This window comes from Candidatus Babeliales bacterium, from assembly GCA_016929235.1.
Classification (GTDB): Bacteria; Babelota; Babeliae; order Babelales; family JABCYS01; genus JAFGJD01.
This window is the reverse complement of the sequence record JAFGJD010000001.1, coordinates 1-23908: the sequence shown is the minus strand read 5'-3', so window position 1 is coordinate 23908 and position 23908 is coordinate 1. Positions and strand designations below refer to the sequence as shown.

The 23908-nt window shown below is 41.9% G+C and carries 23 protein-coding genes and 4 tRNA genes; 15 read left to right on the top strand and 12 right to left on the bottom strand.

Annotated features, from left to right (window positions below; translation table 11 throughout):
- Nucleotides 1-16: 16 nt before the first annotated feature.
- The 3 genes from JW872_00135 to JW872_00125 form a co-directional block, all read right to left on the bottom strand.
- Nucleotides 17-103, bottom strand: a tRNA-Leu gene (locus JW872_00135).
- A 56-nt stretch (nucleotides 104-159) separates the two neighbouring features.
- Complete coding sequence (locus JW872_00130; protein MBN1549059.1) at nucleotides 160-1383, bottom strand: type II secretion system F family protein; 1224 nt, start codon at nucleotides 1381-1383, stop codon at nucleotides 160-162.
- A gap of 49 nt (nucleotides 1384-1432) precedes the next feature.
- A complete protein-coding gene (locus tag JW872_00125) occupies nucleotides 1433-1726 on the bottom strand; it encodes a DUF167 domain-containing protein (protein ID MBN1549058.1) in 294 nt (97 codons plus the stop codon).
- Between the two features lie 107 nt (nucleotides 1727-1833).
- Between JW872_00125 and JW872_00120 the strand changes: the two genes are divergently transcribed.
- The 3 genes from JW872_00120 (at nucleotide 1834) to JW872_00110 (ending at nucleotide 2119) form a co-directional block, all read left to right on the top strand.
- Nucleotides 1834-1924: transfer RNA gene (locus tag JW872_00120), tRNA-Ser, on the top strand.
- A gap of 16 nt (nucleotides 1925-1940) precedes the next feature.
- Nucleotides 1941-2017, top strand: a tRNA-Arg gene (locus JW872_00115).
- A gap of 10 nt (nucleotides 2018-2027) precedes the next feature.
- Nucleotides 2028-2119: transfer RNA gene (locus JW872_00110), tRNA-Ser, on the top strand.
- A 160-nt stretch (nucleotides 2120-2279) separates the two neighbouring features.
- On the opposite strand, the gene JW872_00105 is transcribed toward JW872_00110, so the two are convergent.
- The 3 genes from JW872_00105 to JW872_00095 all read right to left on the bottom strand — a co-directional run bounded on the left by JW872_00105 (nucleotide 2280) and on the right by JW872_00095 (nucleotide 6343).
- A complete protein-coding gene (locus JW872_00105; protein ID MBN1549057.1) occupies nucleotides 2280-2858 on the bottom strand; it encodes a carbohydrate porin in 579 nt (192 codons plus the stop codon).
- A 232-nt stretch (nucleotides 2859-3090) separates the two neighbouring features.
- Nucleotides 3091-4686 (bottom strand): cache domain-containing protein, encoded by a 1596-nt coding sequence (locus JW872_00100; GenBank protein ID MBN1549056.1) that lies wholly within the window; start codon nucleotides 4684-4686, stop codon nucleotides 3091-3093.
- A gap of 16 nt (nucleotides 4687-4702) precedes the next feature.
- The gene (locus tag JW872_00095; protein MBN1549055.1) at nucleotides 4703-6343 is read right to left on the bottom strand and encodes a cache domain-containing protein; all 1641 of its coding nucleotides are present in this window, start codon (nucleotides 6341-6343) and stop codon (nucleotides 4703-4705) included.
- Between the two features lie 130 nt (nucleotides 6344-6473).
- On the opposite strand from JW872_00095, the gene JW872_00090 reads away from it, so the two are divergent.
- The 5 genes from JW872_00090 (at nucleotide 6474) to JW872_00070 (ending at nucleotide 9033) form a co-directional block, all read left to right on the top strand.
- Nucleotides 6474-6998 carry a hypothetical protein gene (locus JW872_00090; GenBank protein ID MBN1549054.1) on the top strand — a complete coding sequence of 175 codons (525 nt, stop codon included), beginning with the start codon at nucleotides 6474-6476 and terminating at the stop codon, nucleotides 6996-6998.
- Between the two features lie 79 nt (nucleotides 6999-7077).
- Entirely contained in the window at nucleotides 7078-7401 is a 324-nt protein-coding gene (gene trxA, locus JW872_00085) for a thioredoxin (protein ID MBN1549053.1), read from the top strand.
- A 95-nt stretch (nucleotides 7402-7496) separates the two neighbouring features.
- The gene (locus JW872_00080; protein MBN1549052.1) at nucleotides 7497-7994 is read left to right on the top strand and encodes a hypothetical protein; all 498 of its coding nucleotides are present in this window, start codon (nucleotides 7497-7499) and stop codon (nucleotides 7992-7994) included.
- A gap of 149 nt (nucleotides 7995-8143) precedes the next feature.
- Nucleotides 8144-8617 (top strand): hypothetical protein, encoded by a 474-nt coding sequence (locus JW872_00075; protein MBN1549051.1) that lies wholly within the window; start codon nucleotides 8144-8146, stop codon nucleotides 8615-8617.
- A gap of 32 nt (nucleotides 8618-8649) precedes the next feature.
- Nucleotides 8650-9033 (top strand): hypothetical protein, encoded by a 384-nt coding sequence (locus JW872_00070; GenBank protein ID MBN1549050.1) that lies wholly within the window; start codon nucleotides 8650-8652, stop codon nucleotides 9031-9033.
- A gap of 47 nt (nucleotides 9034-9080) precedes the next feature.
- Here the strand turns inward: JW872_00070 and JW872_00065 are convergent, their stop codons facing one another.
- Nucleotides 9081-10508, bottom strand: coding sequence for a cysteine--tRNA ligase (locus JW872_00065; GenBank protein MBN1549049.1), 1428 nt, complete (start codon nucleotides 10506-10508; stop codon nucleotides 9081-9083).
- 119 nt (nucleotides 10509-10627) lie between these two features.
- On the opposite strand from JW872_00065, the gene bamA reads away from it, so the two are divergent.
- The 4 genes from bamA to JW872_00045 all read left to right on the top strand — a co-directional run bounded on the left by bamA (nucleotide 10628) and on the right by JW872_00045 (nucleotide 16027).
- Entirely contained in the window at nucleotides 10628-13183 is a 2556-nt protein-coding gene (bamA, locus tag JW872_00060; protein ID MBN1549048.1) for an outer membrane protein assembly factor BamA, read from the top strand.
- A 69-nt stretch (nucleotides 13184-13252) separates the two neighbouring features.
- Nucleotides 13253-13534 carry a hypothetical protein gene (locus JW872_00055; protein MBN1549047.1) on the top strand — a complete coding sequence of 94 codons (282 nt, stop codon included), beginning with the start codon at nucleotides 13253-13255 and terminating at the stop codon, nucleotides 13532-13534.
- A complete protein-coding gene (locus JW872_00050; protein MBN1549046.1) occupies nucleotides 13518-15155 on the top strand; it encodes a penicillin-binding protein 2 in 1638 nt (545 codons plus the stop codon). Before JW872_00055 ends, JW872_00050 begins: the two co-directional genes overlap by 17 nt.
- Nucleotides 15156-15166: 11 nt before the next feature.
- Nucleotides 15167-16027, top strand: a complete 861-nt coding sequence (locus JW872_00045) for a hypothetical protein (GenBank protein ID MBN1549045.1) — start codon at nucleotides 15167-15169, stop codon at nucleotides 16025-16027.
- Here the strand turns inward: JW872_00045 and ligD are convergent.
- Complete coding sequence (gene ligD / locus JW872_00040; GenBank protein ID MBN1549044.1) at nucleotides 16013-16867, bottom strand: non-homologous end-joining DNA ligase; 855 nt, start codon at nucleotides 16865-16867, stop codon at nucleotides 16013-16015. The two genes, JW872_00045 and ligD, sit on opposite strands and share 15 nt — an antisense overlap.
- Nucleotides 16864-17472, bottom strand: coding sequence for a 3'-phosphoesterase (locus tag JW872_00035; GenBank protein ID MBN1549043.1), 609 nt, complete (start codon nucleotides 17470-17472; stop codon nucleotides 16864-16866). Before JW872_00035 ends, ligD begins: the two co-directional genes overlap by 4 nt.
- A 207-nt stretch (nucleotides 17473-17679) precedes the next feature.
- Between JW872_00035 and JW872_00030 the strand changes: the two genes are divergently transcribed.
- Nucleotides 17680-19140, top strand: a complete 1461-nt coding sequence (locus tag JW872_00030; protein MBN1549042.1) for a hypothetical protein — start codon at nucleotides 17680-17682, stop codon at nucleotides 19138-19140.
- Between the two features lie 69 nt (nucleotides 19141-19209).
- On the opposite strand, the gene groL is transcribed toward JW872_00030, so the two are convergent.
- The 3 genes from groL to JW872_00015 form a co-directional block, all read right to left on the bottom strand.
- Nucleotides 19210-20856, bottom strand: coding sequence for a chaperonin GroEL (gene groL / locus JW872_00025; protein MBN1549041.1), 1647 nt, complete (start codon nucleotides 20854-20856; stop codon nucleotides 19210-19212).
- A gap of 22 nt (nucleotides 20857-20878) precedes the next feature.
- Nucleotides 20879-21166 (bottom strand): co-chaperone GroES, encoded by a 288-nt coding sequence (locus JW872_00020; protein ID MBN1549040.1) that lies wholly within the window; start codon nucleotides 21164-21166, stop codon nucleotides 20879-20881.
- A 138-nt stretch (nucleotides 21167-21304) separates the two neighbouring features.
- The gene (locus JW872_00015) at nucleotides 21305-21697 is read right to left on the bottom strand and encodes a VOC family protein (protein MBN1549039.1); all 393 of its coding nucleotides are present in this window, start codon (nucleotides 21695-21697) and stop codon (nucleotides 21305-21307) included.
- Nucleotides 21698-21832: 135 nt separating this feature from the next.
- Between JW872_00015 and JW872_00010 the strand changes: the two genes are divergently transcribed.
- Nucleotides 21833-22492 (top strand): ribulose-phosphate 3-epimerase, encoded by a 660-nt coding sequence (locus JW872_00010; protein MBN1549038.1) that lies wholly within the window; start codon nucleotides 21833-21835, stop codon nucleotides 22490-22492.
- 246 nt (nucleotides 22493-22738) lie between these two features.
- A partial coding sequence (locus JW872_00005) for a pentapeptide repeat-containing protein (GenBank protein ID MBN1549037.1) occupies nucleotides 22739-23908 on the top strand: 1170 nt, incomplete at its 3' end.

Sequence of the window (23908 nt, the reverse complement as noted above, 5' to 3'; positions counted from 1 at the left end):
ATGCTCCGACAATATCTGGTGCCGGGAGTCGGAGTCGAACCGACATGATATTGCTATCGCGGGATTTTGAGTCCCGTGCGTCTACCAGTTCCGCCATCCCGGCATCAATCAAAACCTCAAGGAAAATCGTCTCAAGACTACTTGAAAAGCACCACAGGGTCAACGCACCCCACCAAACCCAATAGTATCCGATAAGGTAAAAATGGGTACATAAATTGCCATGATGAGGGCAGCAATCAAACCCCCTAATAAAATAAGAAGCGTCGGTTGCACCAGAAGCGTAACCATAGAGAGCGTATTTTCTATATGTTCTCTATATCTGGATGCCACTCGATCAATGAGCTGAGCAAGCCGACTCGACTCCTCCCCAATACGTACAAGAGCCCTAACTTCTTGGTCAAACCAAAAAGAATTTAAAGATCCAACTGCATCACTCAAGGAATTCCCTGTTAAAACCAAAGAACTAAGCATCATACATTGTTCATGCAATACGAGATTAGAAATTGAATGAACCGAACACTCAAGTGCATTAACAATCGAAACCGAGCGTGCTAATAACATGCTTAATGAAGCAAAAAATGACATCAACTGAACCCGAGCAGTAAAACCACCAATGCCTGGAACCATCAATACTAGTCGATCAACGAAGTATGTAATCCGTTCATCATTAAGGTAGGCAATTTTAGCCCCTATCAATCCTACGACTACCATTGCGACAACAACCAATGGCTTGAAGCTCATACACCAAGCGCTCAAATTCAATAAGAGCCGAGTACTCCAGGGAAGTTCACCACCAACAGACAAAATTACTGATGCAAAATGAGGAACAACACACGTCAAAAGCACTCCCGAAATAATTATGAAAAAACTCAGGGTGACCAGAGGAACAAGTGCGGCTGAACGAAATGCTTTATAAAATGATTCCATGCGCTCAAGATGATCTGACAAATGCCCGAGAGCATCCCCCAATGAACCTGATACTTCCCCGGCATGAACCATAGCAACAATCAGAGCAGGGAAAAGCTTAGGAATCGACTCCATAACCTGCGCAAGCGATTCACCTGCCTGCACCCGCTCTCCTATATCTTCCAATAAATTTTTAATACGAAGCGTCGTAATCTGTGCAGCAATAACAGCTAAAGCATCGGGAACCAATAAACCTGAATCTAACAGTAACCCAAGATGTTGAAGAATATTAAGTAGTTCTTTTCGGCTTAGTTTATAGGATGAGGCCTTCTGTACCGGCTGAGTAATGTGAGCATCTAAAAGGGCAATATCATGCTCAAGCAAGAGATTCTCTAACTCCTTGTATGTCTCAGCAAATGAAGAGCCCTCCTGCTGTTCCCCAGCAAGATCAAGTCCCTTCCAGATAAAATACGGCATTCTATGACACCCCCCATAATCAGACCGTGACAAAAATCCCTGTATGATTCTAGTTAACCAAAAATGAGGTTTGCTGCGCAATGTCTAAGGCTTCAAGGACCTGATCATAGGTAATATCAGCAATAACTTTAATCATCTTAATCCGGCTTGTCGCACCAGATACCAGAACAATACGCTCAGTCGACAATTTGAGTGCCTGAGCCAAGCGCTTGATAAGCTCGGCATTAGCCTTCCCTTTTTCTGGGGGATTTTTGAGATAGCATTTTAATTGACCCGATGATTCCAATTTCCATCGAGGATTCCCCGATTTTGGAACTACTTTTATCGTTAGCATCAGCGCCATTAGAGTCCTTTTTATACTTGCATAAAATGATAGAATCCTTATTCTCTTTTGCATACTAGCCTCATACTCAGTATTCTCTTGTAGAGGTAGTACAAGTAGTATAGCATGGAGAGATGGCTGAGTGGTCTATAGCGCTTGCCTGCTAAGCAAGAGTCTCAGAAATGGGGCACGAGGGTTCGAATCCCTCTCTCTCCACCATAAATTGACATATATTGCGCCCATAGCTCAATTGGATAGAGCATCAGACTACGGATCTGAAGGTTAAAGGTTCGACTCCTTTTGGGCGCACCAAAACCTTACCGGAGAGATGGCAGAGCGGTCGAATGCGGCGGTCTTGAAAACCGTTATTCCGAGAGATCGGAATCGAGGGTTCGAATCCCTCTCTCTCCTCCATTATTTCGAACAAATAACCTAATCTCCTACTGACGTACCCAATACCAAGAGAACTCTGCTCTTTTTCGTCTTCCTGTTTCACATAATTTAAAACAATCAAATCATAATTCTTGTTTCACATGAAGCTCATAAGTATATTCATATAAGAGGAATTCTTATGCTAAGAGGAGAAGAATATGATTTGCAAAAAGTGTTGTCCAAAATGCAACAAAGCATGTAGCATGTGCTGTTCTGGCACTAAGACATGCAGTAAGAACTGTGAAAAATGCTGCGGATTGTGTACGAAACACAACTCCAAGAAAAGCACATGCTCCACATGCTGTAAAAAATAACAATTGCACTGCTTGTCTAAAAAAAATCGACCTGTATGCGTTACGCTCATTGGAAACGCAATACTTTGTGTTGTAAGCGGAGATGTAATCGCCTGCATGTGTAATGTTGTATGTATAGATGGCGCGACCTGTAAATTATAAAATGCCTCAATTGCATGTTCGCTTGCATGTAAATCATTATTATCAAGCGTTATCAGATCGTTCCTAAGATTCTTTGATACGTATGTCATTGCATAACCAATACCCCACCTATCATCTATCCGCCCCGATACTCCAAATCCTCCAAAACCAATACTGTAAAACTGATCTATAATGTTTTGGTTCTTCGGAGCCCATCCAACACGAAAAAATAATCCAACACCTAACGGTGAAAGCTGGTGTCTTCCAACCGCAGAACGAAGGTGCATGTCATCACTTTTTCAATTGCATCATCACACCCATCTTTAACCCAGAGATACTGACCAAAATTCAGTAAAATTGCATAGTTATTTTTTTGCACAACCGTTGGCAATGCTCCAAACAGTGTGGAACAACCGTTTCATACACATCTGATACGGCTGCGCACGCGCTTCTATGAAATAAAAGTATAGAAACTAGGAATATCAGAGCGGATTCCAATCGTTTCATCCTCAAACATTCCTACTCGTAGAATCCAGATGAAACAAGAAACCATTTTCCGTCCTTTTTCACCGGCTCCACGTATACATGTTTTTGTACGTTCTTAGACTCATAGGTAATCCAGCCACCACCTTTTTTTGCCGCCTTTTTCATAAGGGAAAACACATTTACGCCACGTGTATCCTTAAACAACTTAAAATTTCTCCAGATCATATCTGCATTTCGACCATAAACAAGACAATCACCCTGTGCATTGAAAACTGACACAGAATAAGAACCTTTGTTGTAATCCCCTTGAACAAGAAAATCTCTGAGCGCTGAGGTAAGTTTAGTATTATGAATATGTATAATGGCATCCTTTACTAAATCTTCTGAAGTTTGTCGCTCACTATAGGGATAAAATCCTGAACCAATAACGTATTCTCCTTTGCCATCCCTGACCTTACGCACATACGCTACAAACGTATTACGCTTCCAACGATACTTAACCCAACCTCCGCCTTTTTGCGCAATTTCAATAACGCGTTTTGCCGACTCTTGTTCAAGAGGCGTTTGGAATAATAATAAATTCTGCCCAACCAAATTAGGATCCTCACCATGCGCAAGAACCAATCCATCAGTTCGGTACATAAATATAAGTGACTCTCCATACTCTACATCAGGATCTCGATCATAGTTGAAATGTGCAGCAGCTTTTTCAAGCCCGTGTTTTTGGAAAAAATCAACAGCCTGGCTAACTAATCGAAGCACAACATCCCTTGTATCTCCGGGATAGTACCCAACTCCAACTAAATAATCTCCCTCAATATCATGAACACGCTTGATAAATGCACGCTTCGGCGCATTTTCCCACATATACTCAACCCAACCAGCACCTTCCGTTTTTGCAAGATCAATCACTCGCTGAAGAATCATTCCTCTATCTTTTCTTTCATCACCAATAAGCCTTTGACCAATAAGTTCAGAATCATCTCCATTTGCTAAACAATATCCATCAAAATCATAAACAAAGGCATATAAATCACCTATAACAAACTTTCCGTGCTTGTTGGAAATCTCTTGAAAAGTCTCATGCTTACCATACTGTTCCGCATGGGCAACAATGCGTTTTACTAGATCTTTAGATGCCACTTCCCCTGTCATGGGAGCCCACCCAGAACCAATCACATACTGCTTCTTATTTTTCATTATTCTTTGTACGTAAAATGACTGATACGCACCGTGCCACCGAAGTTGCAACCAGTTCCCCTCGTCTGTTGCATACCTACTAAAATATTCACCAACAACAATACCGTGCTCATTCTTATACGATTGTAAATTCTGCCATACTTGAGCATTAAACGGCGGCGCGCATAAAAGCACACCACCTTCATTCATAATAAATAACTGCATATCACCATCGATAAACTCAAGATCATTCAAAAATGCGTAACATGAATCTTCAAGCGAGTGCTCATTTAAGAAGGCAACCCCGTCGTGTACCAATGCTTCTGCCCGTTCATACTTAGTATGTGCATTAATCACCTGCTCACCAATAGTGTGAATATGCTCCTTACTCTGCCCGCATACCATGATCCATACGCTCGCCACCACATACCAAAGTAAAATTCGTTTCATCAGACTCTCCTATTGACTACACGTAGAACCCTGAACCAAGGATATATTCCTTGCCATCTTTTTTCATTTTTCTCACATACACCCATCTGGTGCTGTTGCGTGACGCATATGATAACCAACCTCCACCATTTTTCGCCTTATTAATCATACGCATTATAAGAGTATCACCATCAGAAAGCTTATAGTCTTTAAAGTCTTCCCATACCAAAGTATGATTGGCGCCGTACAAAAGACATCGACCTTGTTCCGTGAATAAGAATAAATGATAGGATCCATGAATAAATTGACCAGATCTTTGACCAAAAACATAAAGTGACTCTTCGAGCGGCATCCATTTGAGATGCTCAGCTGCCGACGTCACAAGATTTTCAACTTCTTGCACTTGGGTTCGTGGATAAAATCCATTGGAAATAAAATAATCTCCATCCTGATCACTCACCTTCTCTACATAAGAATAGAGCAATGCCCCATTCCAACGATACTTGAGCCAACCCCCACCACGCTTAGCGACCTCTATAGTTTCTTTAATTACGTAACGCCCAATCGGCGTTTTAAGTTCCAAAATATTTTGACCTATCATGTCTGGATTATCGCCATGTGCAACAACAACGCCATCAAACCGACACATCATCAAAAACTGTTCCCCTGAGATAAATTTTCCTAAATCACCGCCTCTATTACTAAATTCGGCAGCAGCTTTTTCTCTCCCCCACGCGTAGAAAAATTTCACGCCACTTTTTACCAAATCAACGACACTATCCCGATTGGTTGCAGGGTAGTAACCAGCACCAAGCACACATTTTTTACCTTTATACTCTATGATCTGAATAAAAGAATGTTTTTCAGCATTGCGCCATTTTTCTACTACCCAGCCAGATTCACCGCGTTTACCCATCTCATTTTCAAGTCGAACCCCCTCATCCCAAGAGACATCCGCACCAACTAAAGAAGGATTTTGACCATGCGCTAATTCGATCCCATCGACATCATGAACAAAAATATATAAATCACCTTTTATAAAATCACCGAACTTGTTGGAAAAAGCACTAAACGCTGCCTCTCCACCATTCTTATTAAAATATGCAATAGCACTTCGAACAAAATTTTCTACTGCCATTTTGCGCGAAATTGGATACCAACCTGCACCAATAATGTAGGCGGTATCTTTATATGTCAGTTTTTCAACGTACGACTCCTTATAACCCCCGTCCCATTCATACGATACCCAACCACCACCCTGATTAGCCTTCTTTAAAATCAGCTCTTGAATATTAATACCATGCGCGTTGGTATATTTCGAAAAATCGAGCCATATATCATCCCTAACAGGAGGCCGGACGTACACAACTCCATCCGCCCCATCAACAAAGATTTGAACGTCTCCATCAACAAATTTTGGATTAGAAAGAAAGTCATTAAACGCACGTTCAGGACCAACACTATTCAAATGAGTAATTCCCTTTTTCACTAGAGTAACAACGCGCTCTCGCTTTTTTGCAAAGTCGATACTCAATTTGTCCTCAACAACAAGCGAAGCATCTTCAACAATCGAAGCGCTCTCAAGATCATCCAACTTGCTAAAGACTCGTTTGGCGTGGATCTGAATGGCCATCCCCACCATAATCACAACGAACGTAGATTGTCTTACCCTGCTCACACTTTCTCCTTCGTTCAAATATGCTCACACCAATTGGGGAAAATATACACAGCTCTTGCACAAAACTAAACAGATATAGTAGACCTTGAGTGTAATGCTCGTGAAACTCGTATAAAAAAGGGATCGAGGTATGAAGTGTTTCTCACGTATCATCATAGCAGCACTTTCATTCGTTGTTTTGGCACATTTTTCATCGGATAATTCCACCACTGGCGGTAAAGAAAAACACAGTGTTAATTTTTATGGAACTTTAACCGACAACCAGGGTAATGTCTGCGATGTTGATAACATTTCAATCTCAGGCCTCTACAAACAAATACCGGTTTACCAAAAACCAGAAAAACACGATATCAATCCAGATATCAACAAATCGCGCATTGATCTCGCAGAAGTATACGCCATAAAAATGCCAGGAACCGAACCTATAATTACTAAATTCGATAAACGTGAATATGTCGACATTATCATTGTCTCAAATGACAAAAATAAAACCGAGTATCGCTACATAATTGAATTATCACGCAAAATCTACTGTGATCAATTAAATGATGCTGGACCCATTGAAAAAGAGATCTCATTCCAAGCACTCAACAATTTGGTTATCAAAGGATACAAACATCGCGACCCAGATAAAACCTGTGAATGTAAGGACTAAGACACATTCACATCCCATTCTATCCTGATACACTAAACACTACACATACAAATTATAATTTTGACCTTAAGGAAGCATTATGGCCGTTGTAGTCACAAATGAAAATTTTAATCAAGAAATTAAAAATGAAACCAAGCCAATCATCATCGATATTTACGCATCATGGTGTGGCCCATGTCAGCACATGGCTCCTATCTTTGCAGAACTAGAGGAAGAAATCGGCTCTACTTACAAATTTGCAAAGATTAATGTTGATGAGTCTCGTGATCTCTCTATTCAGTACGGCGTCACATCAGTTCCTACCTTCATCTTTGTGCAAAATAATGAAGTAGTCGGCCGGACTGGCGGCTACATGAGCAAAGAAGACCTAAAAGCTAAAATCCAAAAGGCTTTTGGTGCCTAAACCAGAAGCGATTGCTTACTTTTAGATACAAACTATTGTGAGACGATCTCCCCCTCAGGTACAGTAGTAAGAGAGTAGTAATCTGAGGTGGAGTAGTGAAGCATAAACAACACGATATCCGCACATGCATCCTTTTCGGCCTTCTAGCCCTAACGTCAGGGGTCAACGCCGTTGTACTTGGAATCTCGAGTACAAAACTTTCCCCCACCAATCCGACAATTTTTATACGAAACGAAGCAACTAAATCTATCGAAGAGCTCTTGGTATTTGTGCGCTTTTCTGGGTCATCACAGGCGAACCAAACCTTCGCTGACGGATTCATCAAAGTAAAAAATATTGCCCCTGACACAGACATAGTTATCAACGTCCTAGAAGCAACTCATCCAGATATTTCGGGAGCGGTTGCATCTACTCTAGATACAGTAGAAGATATCTCGATCCGTAAAATTAAGATCAATCCTCGAAGGACGCCTATTCATTCGAAAATAACATTTCCTCTCGGATCTCATGCCACAGAATTTGTGATTAAAAACAATGGGGTAAGGTACTATGCAGAGTATGGTCCGTACTTCAATGATACGCTTGGGGAGTAGTAAGAAAAAGGATTATTACAGAATACCCGTTACTACGATTGTTCCATTATCCTAGGCGAAAGCCACCCACAGGATTGGAAAACACCCCGATCGTAGTAACGGGGGCTCTAAAAGTTAGTCGAAGATAACCATACAAGAAAGGAACCAGTATGAACAAGAAATCACTCGTTATAAGTGGTATCATTGCACTTTGCATCAGCGGCATTGCTGATGCAAAACACAAAGACCGTATGATGACCATAAAGAATGAAACAGGAAAAATAATCTCCAACCTTCGCCTCAAGCTTGTCAGCAAAGGCGGGATAACAAATAGCCTTAAGTTTGAAGATATTGCGCCGGGAGCACAGTTCAAAGTAGCGTTAGTTGTCAAAGGCGAAAATGAAGATGGCAGTAAAATCAGAGAGTGCGCAAAAGTCAAAAAAATCCGTGTAGACCTCCTTGAAAAATGTACCAGTAAGAGTCATCCACTGAGTGAAAAGGGCGGCCGCTGTAAATATCACTTTGATACAGCACGAGTTAAATTCGAGAAAGCTAAAGCTCCTCATGATATCGAAATCAAAATCGATGATGTAGATCCAGCAAAACATGGCGGGCATACGACTAAAGTAGAAATAGACGTCTAAATAGCTGGGGCTAAGCCTTGAAAGGAATAGTTATGAAGCAAATATTACTCATTACAGGTCTTATGCTCATCGGCTGTTCTACACAAGGACTCACCATAAAAAATCCCCTTGCCATCAAAATTCATAGCGTGGAGATACATTTCGTCTGCAAGGGCCCTGATGGTAAGGAAATGGTATGTGATAAAGGATCAGTTGCTCTGTCGTTTAACAACATACAGCCCCGTCAGATCATATCTACCGATATAAAGCGACAACATAAAAGTAATGATCCCTTTGAGCCTGCACGCGAAATCTCAAAGATTGTCATTTGTCCTCATGAAGGACAATACATCACCATTGATAACGTCAATAAACAAGCCGAGAGGATGACATTTGCTATTGACACTCACGGAAAAATAACCGTTAGAATGCGATAACATGCATTTAAGAGTCTGCGATAAGGGAAGTTCGTTCAGGGCTTCTCTTATCCTTTTTTTATAGGCTTATCTTGAACTTCAACGCCAAGCTTTTGTAACGCGTCACGTAGCTGATCAGCACGATTCCAGTCACGAGTCGCTCGTGCCTCATCGCGTTCACGCATCATGCGTTCAATCTCAGGTGTCATAATAACTTCTTGCTTAAGTGGTATTAGATCCAATCCCAAGACAGTTAGAACAAATGCCTTGATTTTACATGCTTCATCAGCACGGAGTGTACGCAATGCCTCAAACAACACACCAAACATCCCGGACGCATTCAAATCATCACACAAAAAGCCAAGCATACGCTCTACCGTTGAAGATGTTTTCATTTGTTCAGTAGTCATCTTTTGTGAACAATCGTACTGTTCAAACGCCTTACATAAACGTTGATAACTTTTACTCATTGCTTCGAGATTCTCAAAGGTGAAATCAAGCGGCGCTCGATAATGGTGCGCTAAAAAATAATAGCGAATCACCATCGGATCAAACTTTTTGAATACCTCTCGTAAGGTAAAAAAATTCCCTAATGATTTCGACATCTTCTCTTTATTAATCGTAACGAATGCATTGTGCACCCAGTACTTCACAAACTCTTTCCCAGTCAAGCCCTCTGTCTGAGCTATTTCATTTTCATGGTGTGGAAACATAAGATCCATACCACCACCGTGGATATCAATCTGATCACCCAAAAACTTCTTCGCCATAGCAGAACATTCTATATGCCATCCCGGACGCCCATATCCCCATGGGCTTTTCCAAAACATTCCTTCCGGCTCCGATTTCCAAAGAGCAAAGTCCAATGGATCTTCTTTACGGTCATCTACATCGATCCGTGCTCCCGACTCAAGCTCATCAATGTCACGCTTAGATAATTTTCCATATGGTTCAAATGATCGAACACGATAATATACATCACCATTGACAACATAGGCTTTATCTTGCCCGATAAGCCCTTCTATAAATGCAATAATCTCCGGGATTGTTTCAGTCACACGAGGCTCACATGAGGGAATAAGACAGTTCAGCGCTTTCATATCTTCGTGATAAGCATCAATATATTTTTGTGCAACGGCCGGATACTGGAGCCGATCACCAAGCTCTTGTTGCGCCCGAGACAACAATTTGTCGTCAACATCAGTAAAGTTACGACAGTAGGTAACGTCATATCCAAGAAACAAAAGCAATCGATACAAAAGATCAAATGTCACATAACAGCGGCCATGTCCCATATGCGCAAAATCATATGGCGTGACGCCACAAACATACAGTGATACTTTTTGATTTGATCGAGCCTGAAATGGTTCTTGTGTTCCTGAAAGAGTGTTGGTTAGTGAAAGATTCTTCATTATAGGTTCTTCACCCAAAATCACAGTAAACGCAACGACAACGTTAAGCAGCATACCACAAGCACATGGTCTGTCATCAATCATTTCGGCTCTCTATGTCGCTCTTTCCCATTGCATGTCTAAAATAAACTATTCTCTTTTCCTCAGTTTTCTATAGAATCACGGGCATAACAAAATTCAGACTACGTAGGAGCAGAGTAGGAATGGTTCCCCGCTTCACCACAAAGAAAGCTTTTTATGGCATTGCGCTCTTAACCCTTGCAACTGCAATTCATGCTATTGCTCGACAGGATCATGCCGCTCGCCTTGAACAAACGTCTCTAGAAGAAGATACAACCGTCGATGAGCGTTATATCAAAAAAATCATTATCTCTGGCAATACGCTTGTCTCAGAAGAAGCAATCAGGCACCGAATCCCGTACCAACTCGGACATCATTTTGACCCTACAAAAACCAGTACCCTCATCAGAAACTTACACGAACTTGGATACTTCAAGCAGATCGAAGTATCCATTGAGTACAGTGGAATAAGAGGATTATATTTGTATATCGATCTTACTGAAAAGAAGCGGTTCCAGTCTGCTCGCTTTGTTGGAAATAAACATTTATTAGAAACAGCTATTCGCAAGAAAATAGATTTTACAAAAATTAAAACACTTGAAGCAGATGAATTACCAAAATTCGAACAAATCATCAGACACATGTACGCAGAACGCGGTTATCATGGCGCTCAAGTACACGCACAACTAAAAGAAACCGCTGACGGAAAAGTTGATGTAGTATTTACCATCAATGAGGGAGCCTACACCGTTGTAAAACGTGTTAGCTTCAAGGGCAATCAACGTATAAATAGCAAAGTACTGCGCAACAGTATTTTCACGCGAGAAGATTGGCTCTTTAGCATCATGGACCGTGCCGGAACCTATCACCCCGATGCAGTAGAACAAGACAAGTACACGATTGAAACGATGTATCATAACCAAGGATTTTTAACCGCAAAGGTAGTAAAAACTGAAATCGAGAAGGATCAGGACCGAGGCGACTTTCTTATAACGTTCTATATCGAAGAAGGACCACAATATTCTTTCTCAGAGATATCTGCGCCAGGAAATGAATTGCTAAATGAAGAAGAAATTCTTCGCGTCCTTCCGATACGTCCCGGACAAACCTATTCACAAGATCGCCTCAAACGATCTATTGAGTTTCTCCGATCACTATGGGGAGAACATGGATATATTTATGCAGACGTTGAACCATCAGTACAACCAGATGAACAAACCAAAACCGTCAAAGTAGCCCTTTATTCAGAACTTGGTAATAAAGTCCGTTTGAATCGAATTAATATCGTAGGAAATAAAAAAAGTCGCGATAAAATGATTCGACGACAGATTGATCTTGACGAAGGAGAGATCCTTAACAGCCGCCGAATGGATAGAGCAAAAGATCGGGTATCAGGCCTTGGATATTTTGATCCGCGCGACGGTGTAAACTGGAAAATTAATCGTATCAACGATGAACTCTGTGACCTTGATTTGATGGTCAAAGAAGTTCGAACCGGTAAATTTGAATTTCAACTCGGAACTGGCGGTGATGCTGTGAATATAAGAAATGCCGCAAGCGCTTTCACAGCTAACGCTACCTTCTTTGACAATAACGCATGGGGACAAGGCTTACAATATAACGTCAATGGATCAGCATCCTGGCAAAGAATCAGTGGAAACGCAAGCCTTATGTATCCATGGTTATTTGATAAACCAATCTCTGGCGCTCTTGCATTTGGAACCAGCAGCCAGACTTATGATGAGATGAGAAATAACATTCAATCAAAGGTAACTGAAAATCGCGTTGGAGGAACGGCTGGTATCGGATTCTTTATGGGTAAGCGTTCAGATATTCATTCACAATTCCAAATCGGAGCAGAACATCTGGCGTATGGAAACAATATGCCACAGGCCAATACTGCTCTTGGTGCAGAATATGCAGCAACCTTCAATGCTATTTTGCAGCGTCGATTTGAACAGGGAACCATGCTCTGGGCCTCTAATATAACTAACTTCGATACACGAAATCACCCAACACACCCATCTCGAGGCCATCAATGGTCATTAAACTTTAAGGTAGGTATTCCAACCCAATCTTCGGGAAGTACGAATGATAATACTAGTTACGATTGCGCAAAAAATGCGGTAGGTACAAACAAAAACAGTATTGTTGGAACCAATTTTGGCTTCTTACGATTTGAAGGTGATGCAAGCTGGTATACCCCTCTGATCGGTGAACACGATATGGTCCTTGGACTCCATGGTCACATTGGGGTGGTGGCGCGGCTTGGCAACCATACTATTCCATATCGAGAGTTGTTCCATGTTGGTGGGCCTGCAAGTGTTCGCGGTTTCTTATTTGGACAAATAAGTCCACAGTGGCGTGTTCCGGGGACCTATGATAGTGATTCTATTGGAGCAAAAAATGCATTCTGGATTAATACCGAAATTGTTGTTCCTCTGACTCCTGACTTCCAATATAAGGCTGCGGTCTTTTATGATGGTGGTGCCGGTTGGGATACCCCTGATGCAGATTTGATTCCAGCTGATCAACTTAGAAATAATGGCTTTAACTATCGCCATGCAATTGGATTTGGTGTCAGAATCCTTGGTGGACCATTCCCTGCTCAAATTGACTGGGGACTTAAACTGGATCGCAATAAAAAGGCAGGAGAGCCACTCACCGAAGTTCATTTGACGATGAACAGAACGTTCTAACACCCTTGTTTTACACAATGCAACTTCGGTAGAATAAGGCAATACTCTTTCCACACGCGAGGAGCTCTCATGAATAAGAAATTGTTCGTATTCATCTTTGCTGCTGCACATATTGCTTTTGTTGTATTGCTCATTCATAAACAAAATCTATTCATTAACCTTTCATACAAAAAACAAAAATATGAACGAGAGATTACACAGCTTGAAGAACATAAAAAGGCTCTTACCCAAGAGTTGTGCTTACTTAAAAACCATCGTGCGGTAGAACAACATGCTCAAAACGTTCTCGGCATGCAACCAATATCGATGAAACAAATTAGAAAGCTTGAGTCGTATGACCAACTCACATAAACTACGTGTCGCATTTATTTTCTTTCTCCTGCTTCTGCTCTACATGCTCGTTCTCTTTAACCTGTATCTAATTCAAATAAAACAACAGAATTTTTACAAAGACCTTGCAACAAAACAGTATGCCACTACAGTAACTCATATGCCGCCACGTGCAGCAATTTATGATCGTAACGGAGAACCACTTGCGATAAATCATGATAGCCTGGCTGCATTTCTGCTCCCGAAACAAATCAAAGATAAACAAGAAGTTATGAAGTTCTTGAACAAGCATTTTCCAGAGGCTGCAGAAAAACTCAAAACCACCGACAAACATTTCATGTACATCCAAAGGAAACTCACAGAAGAACAAATTAAACTTATAGAAAAAAGTAAGCTGGATGATATTCAAATTCTCAAAGAACCAAGTCGCTACTATTCACTTGATGCTGCAGCACCAGTGGTTGGGGTCACTGATATTGATAATACCGGAATCGCAGGTATAGAGATGATCTTTAATGATCGACTCGCAGGCAAAGCTTCTAGCTGCTTACTTGAGAAGGATGCTCGGTCAGGACATTTCTATTTTACGAAAGAACTCATTGGTTCTGGCAAACAAGGGGAACCGATCACGCTTACCATTGACAGCGATCTACAATATCTCGCATTCGAGGAACTCAAGCGATCAATTGATTCCTTCAAGGCAAAAGAGGGCTCCGTGCTGATCATGGATCCTGATTCTGGTGATATTTTGGCAATGGTCAGTTACCCAACGTTTGATCCAAATAACACAAAAAATATTTCTCTTGACCACATGAAAAACCGAGTATTAACGGATGCACACGAACCAGGTTCAGTAATCAAAGTCTATCTAGCACTCGCAGCTCTTGAGGAAGGAGTAGTAACGCCTGAAGAGTTGATCGATTGCGAAAATACTAAACAGGGATATGTCAATGGCGCACGCTTCGGCACGCTAGTTCCCCACGGGGTCATACCATTTGCAGATGTAGTTGCATATTCCAATAATATCGGTGTTGCCAAAGTAGCAACACGCTTAGGCCCAAAACTGTATGATCATTACAAGGCTGTTGGTTTTGGAGAAAAGAGCGTTCTGAACTGGCCTGGAGAACAAAAGGGATTCATCAACCCTCCAAGAAATTGGTCTCGGCCATCCATCGTATCTCTTTCATTTGGCTACGAAATACGTATAACGATTCTACAGCTAGCAACTGCGCTTAGCATTGTCATTAACAATGGAATTCCAGTAATACCACGATTACTCATCAACCCAGAACTGCCTGTCCCCATGACCTGTAAACAACCCTTGTATTCGGAAGAAACACTTGCTGCTGTGCGAGACATTCTGGAACGCACAACTATGAAAGGAACAGCTCGCCGTGCACGCATCAAGGGATACAATGTCATTGGTAAAACAGGTACCGCAAACTTAGTTGTTGATGGAACTTATTCATCAGATCATAATATCTTCACGTTCTCAGGCATCGTAGAAAAAGGAAATTATAGAAGAATAATCGTAACCTTTGTTAAGGATGCTGGCATTAAAAATCTTCGTGCAACTCGAACTGCCGTTCCGTTATTTGAAAAAGTTGCAGAAAAAATGTTAATCCATGACAAGGTTCTCTAGAAAGGCATATCGTGACATCTAAAGTATTTATTCCCGCCGATGTTCCTCAGGGAGCTCACGCACAGTATTGCAAAAATTATCAAGCGATCACCTATGAAAATGGTCGTCTCTTTCTATTTGCGGCTGATCAAAAAATAGAACACCTCAACAGTGATTTTGCAGGCAAGACAATACCAAAATCAGTTAATAATCCAAAACATCTTTTTGAGATTGCCCAACAAGGTTCCATTGGTGCTTTTGCAACTCATCTTGGACTCATTGCTAGATATGGACCTGATTATTCAGATATTAACTACATAGTAAAATTAAATGGCAAAACAAACATTGTTCCTACCACACAACGCGACCCACTGAGTACACAACTGTGGTCTGTGGATGATGTCATAACATTTCAAAAATCATCGGGACTTAAGGTTAGAGGTATTGGTTACACCGTATACCTTGGAAGCGAGTATGAATCAGTGATGCTCACACAAGCTGCGCAAACGATTATATCCGCCCATCGACATGGTCTAGTCGCTATCCTATGGGTTTATCCTCGAGGGAAGGCAGTCAAGGAGGATCGCTCGGATGCGCTCATCTCAGGGGCCACAGGGGTTGCAGCGGCCCTTGGCGCTGATTTTGTAAAAATCAACCCACCTCGCAGCGGACATAAGGCACTTAAAACTGCTGTACATGCTGCTGGCATGACAAAAGTAATCTGTACTGGTGGTCACAAAATACCAACACGTTCTTTCCTTAAACAGCTCAATGAACAGTTAACCAAAGGCAACACATTTGGCTGCGCAGTTGGTCGCAACATCTTTTCACATGAATTGCCACGCGCAATAGACATAACATATAAAATTGCTGAGCTATTAAAGACGAGGTAACATACGCGCAGATCGAACGAAATCTCTCCAAGGATTCGCTTTAGTTTTAAGGCGTCGTTTGATTGACTTGATCGTATAAGAATGGGCAGAGATACGTTTTGTAAGCTCTTTCCACAAAAGTGGCGTAGCAACTGGTGCTTCAGGTAATGCTCGTACGGCATATGGACACACACCTGTTTGCGCATATGCATTCCGCATCACATCAATATATAAACGAGCTCTTCGTTTTGCTTTACGAGTTTCTAGAGTTACTTCATCGGGATATTTTTCACACAACGTCCTCGCGACATTCTTTGCAAAACGTTTTACTTGCATAAACGAAACCGATGGTTTCAGAGGAACCACTACATGTACACCTCGAGAGCCTGTCGTCATAACAAAAGGAACTAAGCCCCTATCTTCAAGCTCAACCTTTAATCTATGCGCCGCATCAACAACAGGCCCAAAACCACGTGACGAAGGATCTAAATCAAAAATCATACGGTCTGGCTTACGAATATTTGGTTTTTTACTGAGCCAAATGTGTGGCGTCAGGCACCCCTGATTTACAATGTACAGCAACGTATCTGAAGTATTGCAGAGCACGTGGGTAACGGTCCCGCCCTCTTTTTTAACCTTAAGTCTTGGAATCCAATCAGGAAAATAATCGGGAATATCTTTTTGATAAAATGACTCACCTTTGATTCCATCAGGATATCGCTGCATCACTAAGGGGCGGTCCTTAAGATAAGGCCTCATAATAGGAGCAACAAGCTTGTAATAGGCAAGAATGTCTCCCTTAGTTATCTTAGTTTTAGAAAACCAGACTTTCTCTTTGTTAGTGAAAATAACCCGACTCATGATTCATCCCGTTTGATCTGGTCCATAGTCCTATCAGTCAAAACTGATCGCTGCTGCGAAACAATAGGCTTGCGCCTTCGATCTTCATGCGTATCTCTCATCTTAACAAGGAGCCAATATTGCTTACCTTTATACTTGCTTTCAGTTTGCACAAGCGCAAACTTACCCCGCAATTTTTTCCCATAAAGCTCAAATTCTAAATGCCCCTCACGATAACCCCTTGCCATAGAAATAGCTTTACCATCATGCTTGGTAATGTTTTTGTACGTACCAATATCCCATACCATGACTACTCCAGCACCATAGTTATCTTTTGGAATAACACCTTCAAAGGTTGCATATGCTAATGGATGATCGTCAGTTGGAATAGCAAGACGTTTATCTGCAGGATTAATTGATGGTCCCTTTGGCACTGCCCATGATTTAAGAACATTCCCCACCTGCAATCGAAAGTCATAGTGCAAATTTCTCGCGGCATGTTTTTGTATGACAAAACGATTTTTTCTCTTGAGATTTTGCCTTGGTGTACGGTGCGGCTCCGGAGACTGTTTAAAATCTCTGCGATTACGATACCGCGACAAACCTTGCGTAACATGACGCTTCATACTCTCACCTTTTTCCACCGTTCGACACGAATCTTACTACACAAGTTGGCACTAAAACAATAATCTTGCTATGACGTACCGTAAGATGACGAACATCCCTTGTATTTCATGAGCCAGTATCATAAGCTAATGCACAAAGCGACGCATTGTCTTTGGTATGTTCCGCATAATTGTCGTGTGAAAGCGTTGGAAAAAAAGGAAGTACTTATGCAAAAAAGATTGCTCGGTTTGATGGTACTCATACCGTCGTTCATGTATGCATTAACTGATCATATTTCACGGTCATTCATGTTCACGCGACCAGCAAATCATAATCTTCCAATGCTCCAATCGCTCTGGCACAGCAAAATCTATGAAGACCACGGTCCTCTAGGAGGCAGCCTACAAATCGTTCCTTTTTATAACGACTCCACTGATCATGGAAGCTGTAATCACAAAACAGCACAATACTTCTATCCATCGTGTCAAACACCGGTATACGTTCTCGGTGACAACGCCGAGTACACTACGACAGGAACCTATATCAGAGCCGAATGGCTCGGCCTTCCAACTGACTTTGTCGGAAACTTCAGTTTTGATCCCAAACAGAAACAGTATGGTTGTGTGTTTGAATATAGCCAGGCACTTTCTGAACTCACTGACAATGAATTTCTCGATCACTGGTTAGTTGGCATTCGTGTTCCATATGAAGTCGTCAAAAATAATCTAACATTTACACAATTTGCCGAAACAACAACGATGGCTGACGGAGTACCTGATACTATCTGTGAGGCATTCAATCAAGATTCATGGAACTATGCAAAACTGGCACCATGCGAAAAAAAAGTAACAGGTGTAGGCAATGTACGCTTTCAGTTGACAGCAAACATCTACGCAAAAAAAGGTTATGAAGCTATCTATTACACATTTTTGGCATTAAATTCTGGCGATGACAGCGATCCACGATATTTATTTTCTCCATACATCGGTAACAATAAACATGTTGGATACGGAAATGCGGTATGCTTTCAACTCCCAATCACACGCAAATCAAACCAATGGCCTATTCGCTTTTTTATGAATGTTGAACACCAGTACTTATTTGCAAGAAAACAATACCGCACATTTGATCTCAAAGATAAGCCTTGGAGCCGGTATCTCTTGCTTTACCATGCCAATGATACTGTTGGCACTCCACCAACACCAGGAGTCAATGTTTTGACACAAAGAGTCAAAGTTCATCCAGATAGTTTTGTGGATTTTGTAACCGGGTTTAGGCTCGCTCATAACGGGTTTGAGGCGGAATTAGCGTATAATTTATGGGCACATCGCGGTGAACGCATCGAATACATCGATGATACAGTCTGTTCAAAATGCAATAACTTTGTCGATATCAGAGAATATGGAATTGCCGGCACAGCGGCAGGCTATACCGCAAGCAAAAGTACCATAGCCGCACGTGCAGCAAATGACTCTACATTCACCGCTCTCAGATACAGAGATATAGATAAATATTCAGGAGCCGCAGCAAGCGCCACTACCCATAAGGTACATGCCGCAATTGGCTATGGGACCCAAGGTGAAAAGTTTGATGGGTTCTGTAATTTTGGTGCATTTTTCGAATATCCACAAAACAATGCCGCCCTTGCACAATGGGGTATCTGGGGTAAGGCTGGAGCTTCGTTCTAAATTGTGAACACAATCAAGACAAAAAAGAAGGCCCGTAAAAGGCCTTCTTTTTTTGTAAGAGTTTCTTACTTAATACATTCCTGGCATTCCGCCACCCATACCCATACCAGGAGCATGAGCTGCAGGAGCATCAGTCTTCTTTTCAGGAATTTCACAAATCAACGCTTCAGTTGTAAGCAGAAGACCCGCAATTGATGCTGCATTTTGCAAGGCAGTACGCGCTACCTTCGCAGGATCAATGATTCCTTCCTTGACCATATCAACATAAGCTCCCAATTTTACATCAAAGCCAATTAGCTTGCCTTCTGAAAGAACCTTGTTAATAACAACTGACGGTTCAAAACCACCATTTGCAGCGATAATGCGCATTGGTTCTTCAAGAGCCTTACGCACAATGTTTGCACCTAGAAGTTCATCACCTGATAGCGACAACGCATTAACTGCTGATTGCGCACGAAGTAGCGCAGTGCCTCCTCCAGCAATGATGCCTTCTTCGACAGCAGCACGAGTTGCATTAAGTGCATCATCAATGCGGTCTTTCTTCTCTTTCATTTCGGTTTCGGTTGCAGCACCAACCTTGATAACTGCAATTCCACCCGCAAGTTTAGCCAAGCGTTCTTGCAATTTTTCTTTGTCATAATCGGAAGTACTTGCATCTATCTGTGCTTTGATCTGCGCTATGCGACCATCAATCACATCCCTGCTACCATCGCCATCAACAATCGTACAATCGTCTTTGGTCAAGACAATCTTTTTCGCAGTACCAAGATCACTCAAGGTAATAGTTTCAAGTTTGAGTCCAAGATCTTCCGAAATTAGTTTACCGCCAGTCAATGCAGCAATATCTTCAAGCATTGCCTTACGACGATCGCCAAACCCAGGAGCCTTTACCGCTGCAACATTCAATGTTCCACGAATCTTGTTAACCACAAGTGTAGCTAAAGCTTCGCCTTCAACATCTTCTGCAATAATCAAAAGTTGTCGCCCTGACTTAGCAACCTGCTCCAAAATAGGAAGCAAGCTTTTCATGCTGCTAATTTTCTTTTCATATATCAACAGCGCTGGATCATTAAGGACAGCTTCCATCTTTTCTGAATCAGTTACAAAGTAGGGAGAAAGATAGCCGCGATCAAACTGCATGCCTTCTACAACATCCAGTTCATCGCTCATCCCTTTTGCTTCTTCAACAGTAATAACGCCGTCACGACCTACGCGCTCCATTGCATCAGCAATCTGCTGGCCAATAACGGTATCTGAGTTTGCTGAGATTGATGCAACCTGTTCGATTTCTTTTTTGTCAGAAATCTGACGAGCATCTTGACGGATATACTCAACTACCGCCGTAACCGCCTTATCAATACCACGCTTCAATTCCATTGGGTTAGCGCCAGCAGTTACATATTTATTACCTTCTCTGAAAATAGCTTGTGCAAGTACGGTTGCGGTTGTTGTACCATCACCAGCAACATCTGCTGTTTTGCTTGCAACTTCACGCACCATCTGTGCGCCCATATTTTCAAGGTTATCTTTAAGTTCGATTTCTTTTGCAACGCTCACACCATCTTTTGTGATTGAGGGTGAACCAAACGATTTTTCAAACGCTACGTTACGACCGCGGGGCCCGAGGGTAACTTTGACAGCATTTGCGAGCGTATCAACACCCTTACGAACACTTTCACGAGCATCTACACCAAAAACAATCTTTTTTGCAGACATGAGTGACTCCTAATGTTGAAAATTACTTCTCTACAATCCCTAAAATATCATCTTCTTTAATGACGAGATGATCTTTTCCAGCTTCTGTTCCAGAATACTTACCGAAAAAGACAATATCTCCGACTTTGACCTGAAGCGGAACACGTGTTCCATCAGCTGCTAGGCGACCACTGCCTACCGAAACAACCTTGCCAGTCTGCGCCTTCTCTTTGGCATTTTCTGGGATATACAGACCGCCAGCAGTTTTTTCTTCTTGTTCGACACGTTCAACTAGCACACGATCATGAAGTGGACGAATCTTATCAAACATGCTTCCTCCTGGTGATTATAAGTTACAACTATCGTTTTTTCCCTGATTTAGAATGCGGCACTTACATGCGCAATTTATGGGTTCAAGTATATAAAAAAAAGAATGAACTTCAAGCCTAGAAATACTCCAAAACCTTTCCTACTCGTCCTGTGCGGCTATCGTTTCGACCAATGATGTTACCCTATCTGGGGTCGGCTGATAGAGATCAATATGGTTTCCACTGGGATCCATAAACGAAACCATAATTCCATGAACTTTTTCTACAGGTTCGTTCAAAAAGGTAACCCCCATATGTTTCCAGGCCTTGTAGGTCTTTTTCAGATCTCTGACCTCCAATACAACCCCTGTTCTTGTACCTTCAATCGCGTCCTGTGTCGGACAAAGCCCGAGTCTGGTGTTACCCAAATCAAACTCAGCCCAAACCCCTTCCACCTTAAACCGGGGCGGTAAACCAAGAATATCCTTATAAAAAGAAATCGCCTCGTCGAGATTAGACTGACGAATAATGACCATGCCGAGTCTTTGGATCATATATACCCCCTGTGTCCAGACATGTGATAGTACCGAGTATAGAGGATTCTACCTCAATGCCAAATGCGAATCATTGCGATAATAAAAGGCCTTTTTCTATAGTAAAAACAAACTAAACAATGAAAGGCCTCCTTAATGAAAAGCATACGTATATTCCCGTCTCTCATGGCAGCAGATCCCCTTCATCTTGGTGATGTCATTGAAAATCTCAGAGAACACTGCGACGGATTCCACATTGATGTAATGGACGATCATTTTGTCCCAAACATCTCCATGGGCCCAATGACAGTCAATAAGATGGCAGAAGTCACAAAAAAACCTCTCTTTGTACAGCTCATGGTAGATAACCCAGACCAGTGGATAGAGAGACTAAAACTCAAAGACGAAGCCATACTTGCAGTACATATCGAAAGTACGAAAGCTCTTAGGGCTCTTCTACAAAAAATCTCCGGACACGGCTGGAAACCATATCTTGCTGTAAGCCCAAAAACAAACATCGAGACTGTCTATCCATGGCTTGATATGGTTGCGGGCATTCTCATAATGGCTGTTACACCTGGATTTGCTGGTCAAGATTTTATTCCAAGTATCACGGCCAAAGCACGAGAGCTCATTTCATATAAGAAGCAACATAAGCTTCCCATATCTATCGCAATTGATGGTGGAATAGACCTTTCCAATATCAACCAGCTTGCAAACATGGGCATTGATACATTCTGCATAGGCAGTGGAATCTTTGACCATGACGATCACGTCAAAGCACTGCAAGATTTGTATACAGCAATCAAAAAGTAGTGGCTACTATGTACAACAAAAAGAGCTGATCAATTCTTTGCAGAAAATTAGAGAAAATACGAAACCGATGCATACCGTATGATTAAGTGCGTTACCACAGCAAGAGGCCTTGCGGATTACTACCCGTAGAAAGTTAGACCAAGCAATCAATATTCATCAATCTTCAAGTTCATAGATTTTTGATATCCCCCGTGCTATATCACTGACAGAAGATTGCCAGACGATAGCCACTAAGGGATAATTATTGTGAAGACGGTCACACTGTTTATAGCCCTCATCCTCTACTGTGGCTATGCACGTACAGGTGCAAACGCAACTCATGAACAACGGCAATTACAGTGCTTTATGCAGGACCCTAATTCACATCGTGTCGCTGTAGGCCATCTTACCATGGCAGACAATCCGTCTCTTCTTGGTTATCTTATCCAGAATGCTCCTCCAGCTATTGCTTTTCCCGCAGCATTATGCCTTTTTGTCCGCGAACAAATACGATACAACCAACAACATAATCTGACATCCATTGTTGCGCCAGCAGAACTCTATGATCAACCTGCCCCTACACTGAAACATTCACTCACCAACGTACTGATTGCAAGTGTCATGAAGCGCGTAACAACCAAAGTCAATCCTATCTCTCATTGTGTCGTCTCTCAGCATGACCCACAATTCATACAAGATCCCGAACGCAGACCTGAACCATTCTCAAGAGAAGACGCTCCTCACGTATTCTCGTACTATGCAGGCAAGTCTGTTGATTACGCAGACTATCGATTTGGTTCAGCTGCAGAAGTAGATGCATATGACTACATACGAAACAATTTTGACACAGTCTTTAGCGGAGAGGCGCAAACAGCCGTTGTACGAAATTACGGATCATACAAAAGTCGTAAATATCGCGCCCTCGTGCAAATCAAATTTAGAAAACAGTATGAAAGTGAGATATACGCTCTTTATGAGCAGATACAATCGTTAGAACATGGGAAACAGATCACCAATGAGGATGTAAAGAATCGCCAAACGTTGCAATGCAACTTAGATATATGTCAGAACCAATGGCAAGCACATGAAGGAAATTCGGAAGATAAAACTTTTGTTGATTTTATCAAACACGAATATGAACGGCTTGAAGCTCCACATAGAGAGCGAAGAGAACGCGCAGCTGCCGAACAAGCAGCAGCAGAACAACGAAGACTAGAAGAAGAAAGAGCCAGTCTTGCACAATCGCCCCAAGTCCATATATTTACCGGCCAACACCTCTTGGAACAGGACTTTGCTGGTCGTAAAGATCTTGTAGGAGCACACTTCAAAGGGGCTAATGTGTATGGTGTACGATTCTGCGGCTCTAATCTGCAAGGAGCAAACTTTCAAAATACTCGCTTAACCAACGCTCACCTCCAAAACACAGACCTTTCATAT

Coding starts and splice junctions, on each gene's coding strand:
- JW872_00130 (MBN1549059.1), bottom strand. CDS start 1,383: ATGCCGTATTTTATCTGGAAGGGACTTGATCTTGCTGGGGAACAGCAG.
- JW872_00125 (MBN1549058.1), bottom strand. CDS start 1,726: ATGGCGCTGATGCTAACGATAAAAGTAGTTCCAAAATCGGGGAATCCT.
- JW872_00105 (MBN1549057.1), bottom strand. CDS start 2,858: ATGCACCTTCGTTCTGCGGTTGGAAGACACCAGCTTTCACCGTTAGGT.
- JW872_00100 (MBN1549056.1), bottom strand. CDS start 4,686: ATGAAACGAATTTTACTTTGGTATGTGGTGGCGAGCGTATGGATCATG.
- JW872_00090 (MBN1549054.1), top strand. CDS start 6,474: ATGAAGTGTTTCTCACGTATCATCATAGCAGCACTTTCATTCGTTGTT.
- trxA (MBN1549053.1), top strand. CDS start 7,078: ATGGCCGTTGTAGTCACAAATGAAAATTTTAATCAAGAAATTAAAAAT.
- JW872_00075 (MBN1549051.1), top strand. CDS start 8,144: ATGAACAAGAAATCACTCGTTATAAGTGGTATCATTGCACTTTGCATC.
- JW872_00070 (MBN1549050.1), top strand. CDS start 8,650: ATGAAGCAAATATTACTCATTACAGGTCTTATGCTCATCGGCTGTTCT.
- JW872_00065 (MBN1549049.1), bottom strand. CDS start 10,508: ATGATTGATGACAGACCATGTGCTTGTGGTATGCTGCTTAACGTTGTC.
- bamA (MBN1549048.1), top strand. CDS start 10,628: ATGGTTCCCCGCTTCACCACAAAGAAAGCTTTTTATGGCATTGCGCTC.
- JW872_00055 (MBN1549047.1), top strand. CDS start 13,253: ATGAATAAGAAATTGTTCGTATTCATCTTTGCTGCTGCACATATTGCT.
- JW872_00050 (MBN1549046.1), top strand. CDS start 13,518: ATGACCAACTCACATAAACTACGTGTCGCATTTATTTTCTTTCTCCTG.
- ligD (MBN1549044.1), bottom strand. CDS start 16,867: ATGAGTCGGGTTATTTTCACTAACAAAGAGAAAGTCTGGTTTTCTAAA.
- JW872_00035 (MBN1549043.1), bottom strand. CDS start 17,472: ATGAAGCGTCATGTTACGCAAGGTTTGTCGCGGTATCGTAATCGCAGA.
- JW872_00030 (MBN1549042.1), top strand. CDS start 17,680: ATGCAAAAAAGATTGCTCGGTTTGATGGTACTCATACCGTCGTTCATG.
- groL (MBN1549041.1), bottom strand. CDS start 20,856: ATGTCTGCAAAAAAGATTGTTTTTGGTGTAGATGCTCGTGAAAGTGTT.
- JW872_00020 (MBN1549040.1), bottom strand. CDS start 21,166: ATGTTTGATAAGATTCGTCCACTTCATGATCGTGTGCTAGTTGAACGT.
- JW872_00015 (MBN1549039.1), bottom strand. CDS start 21,697: ATGATCCAAAGACTCGGCATGGTCATTATTCGTCAGTCTAATCTCGAC.
- JW872_00010 (MBN1549038.1), top strand. CDS start 21,833: ATGAAAAGCATACGTATATTCCCGTCTCTCATGGCAGCAGATCCCCTT.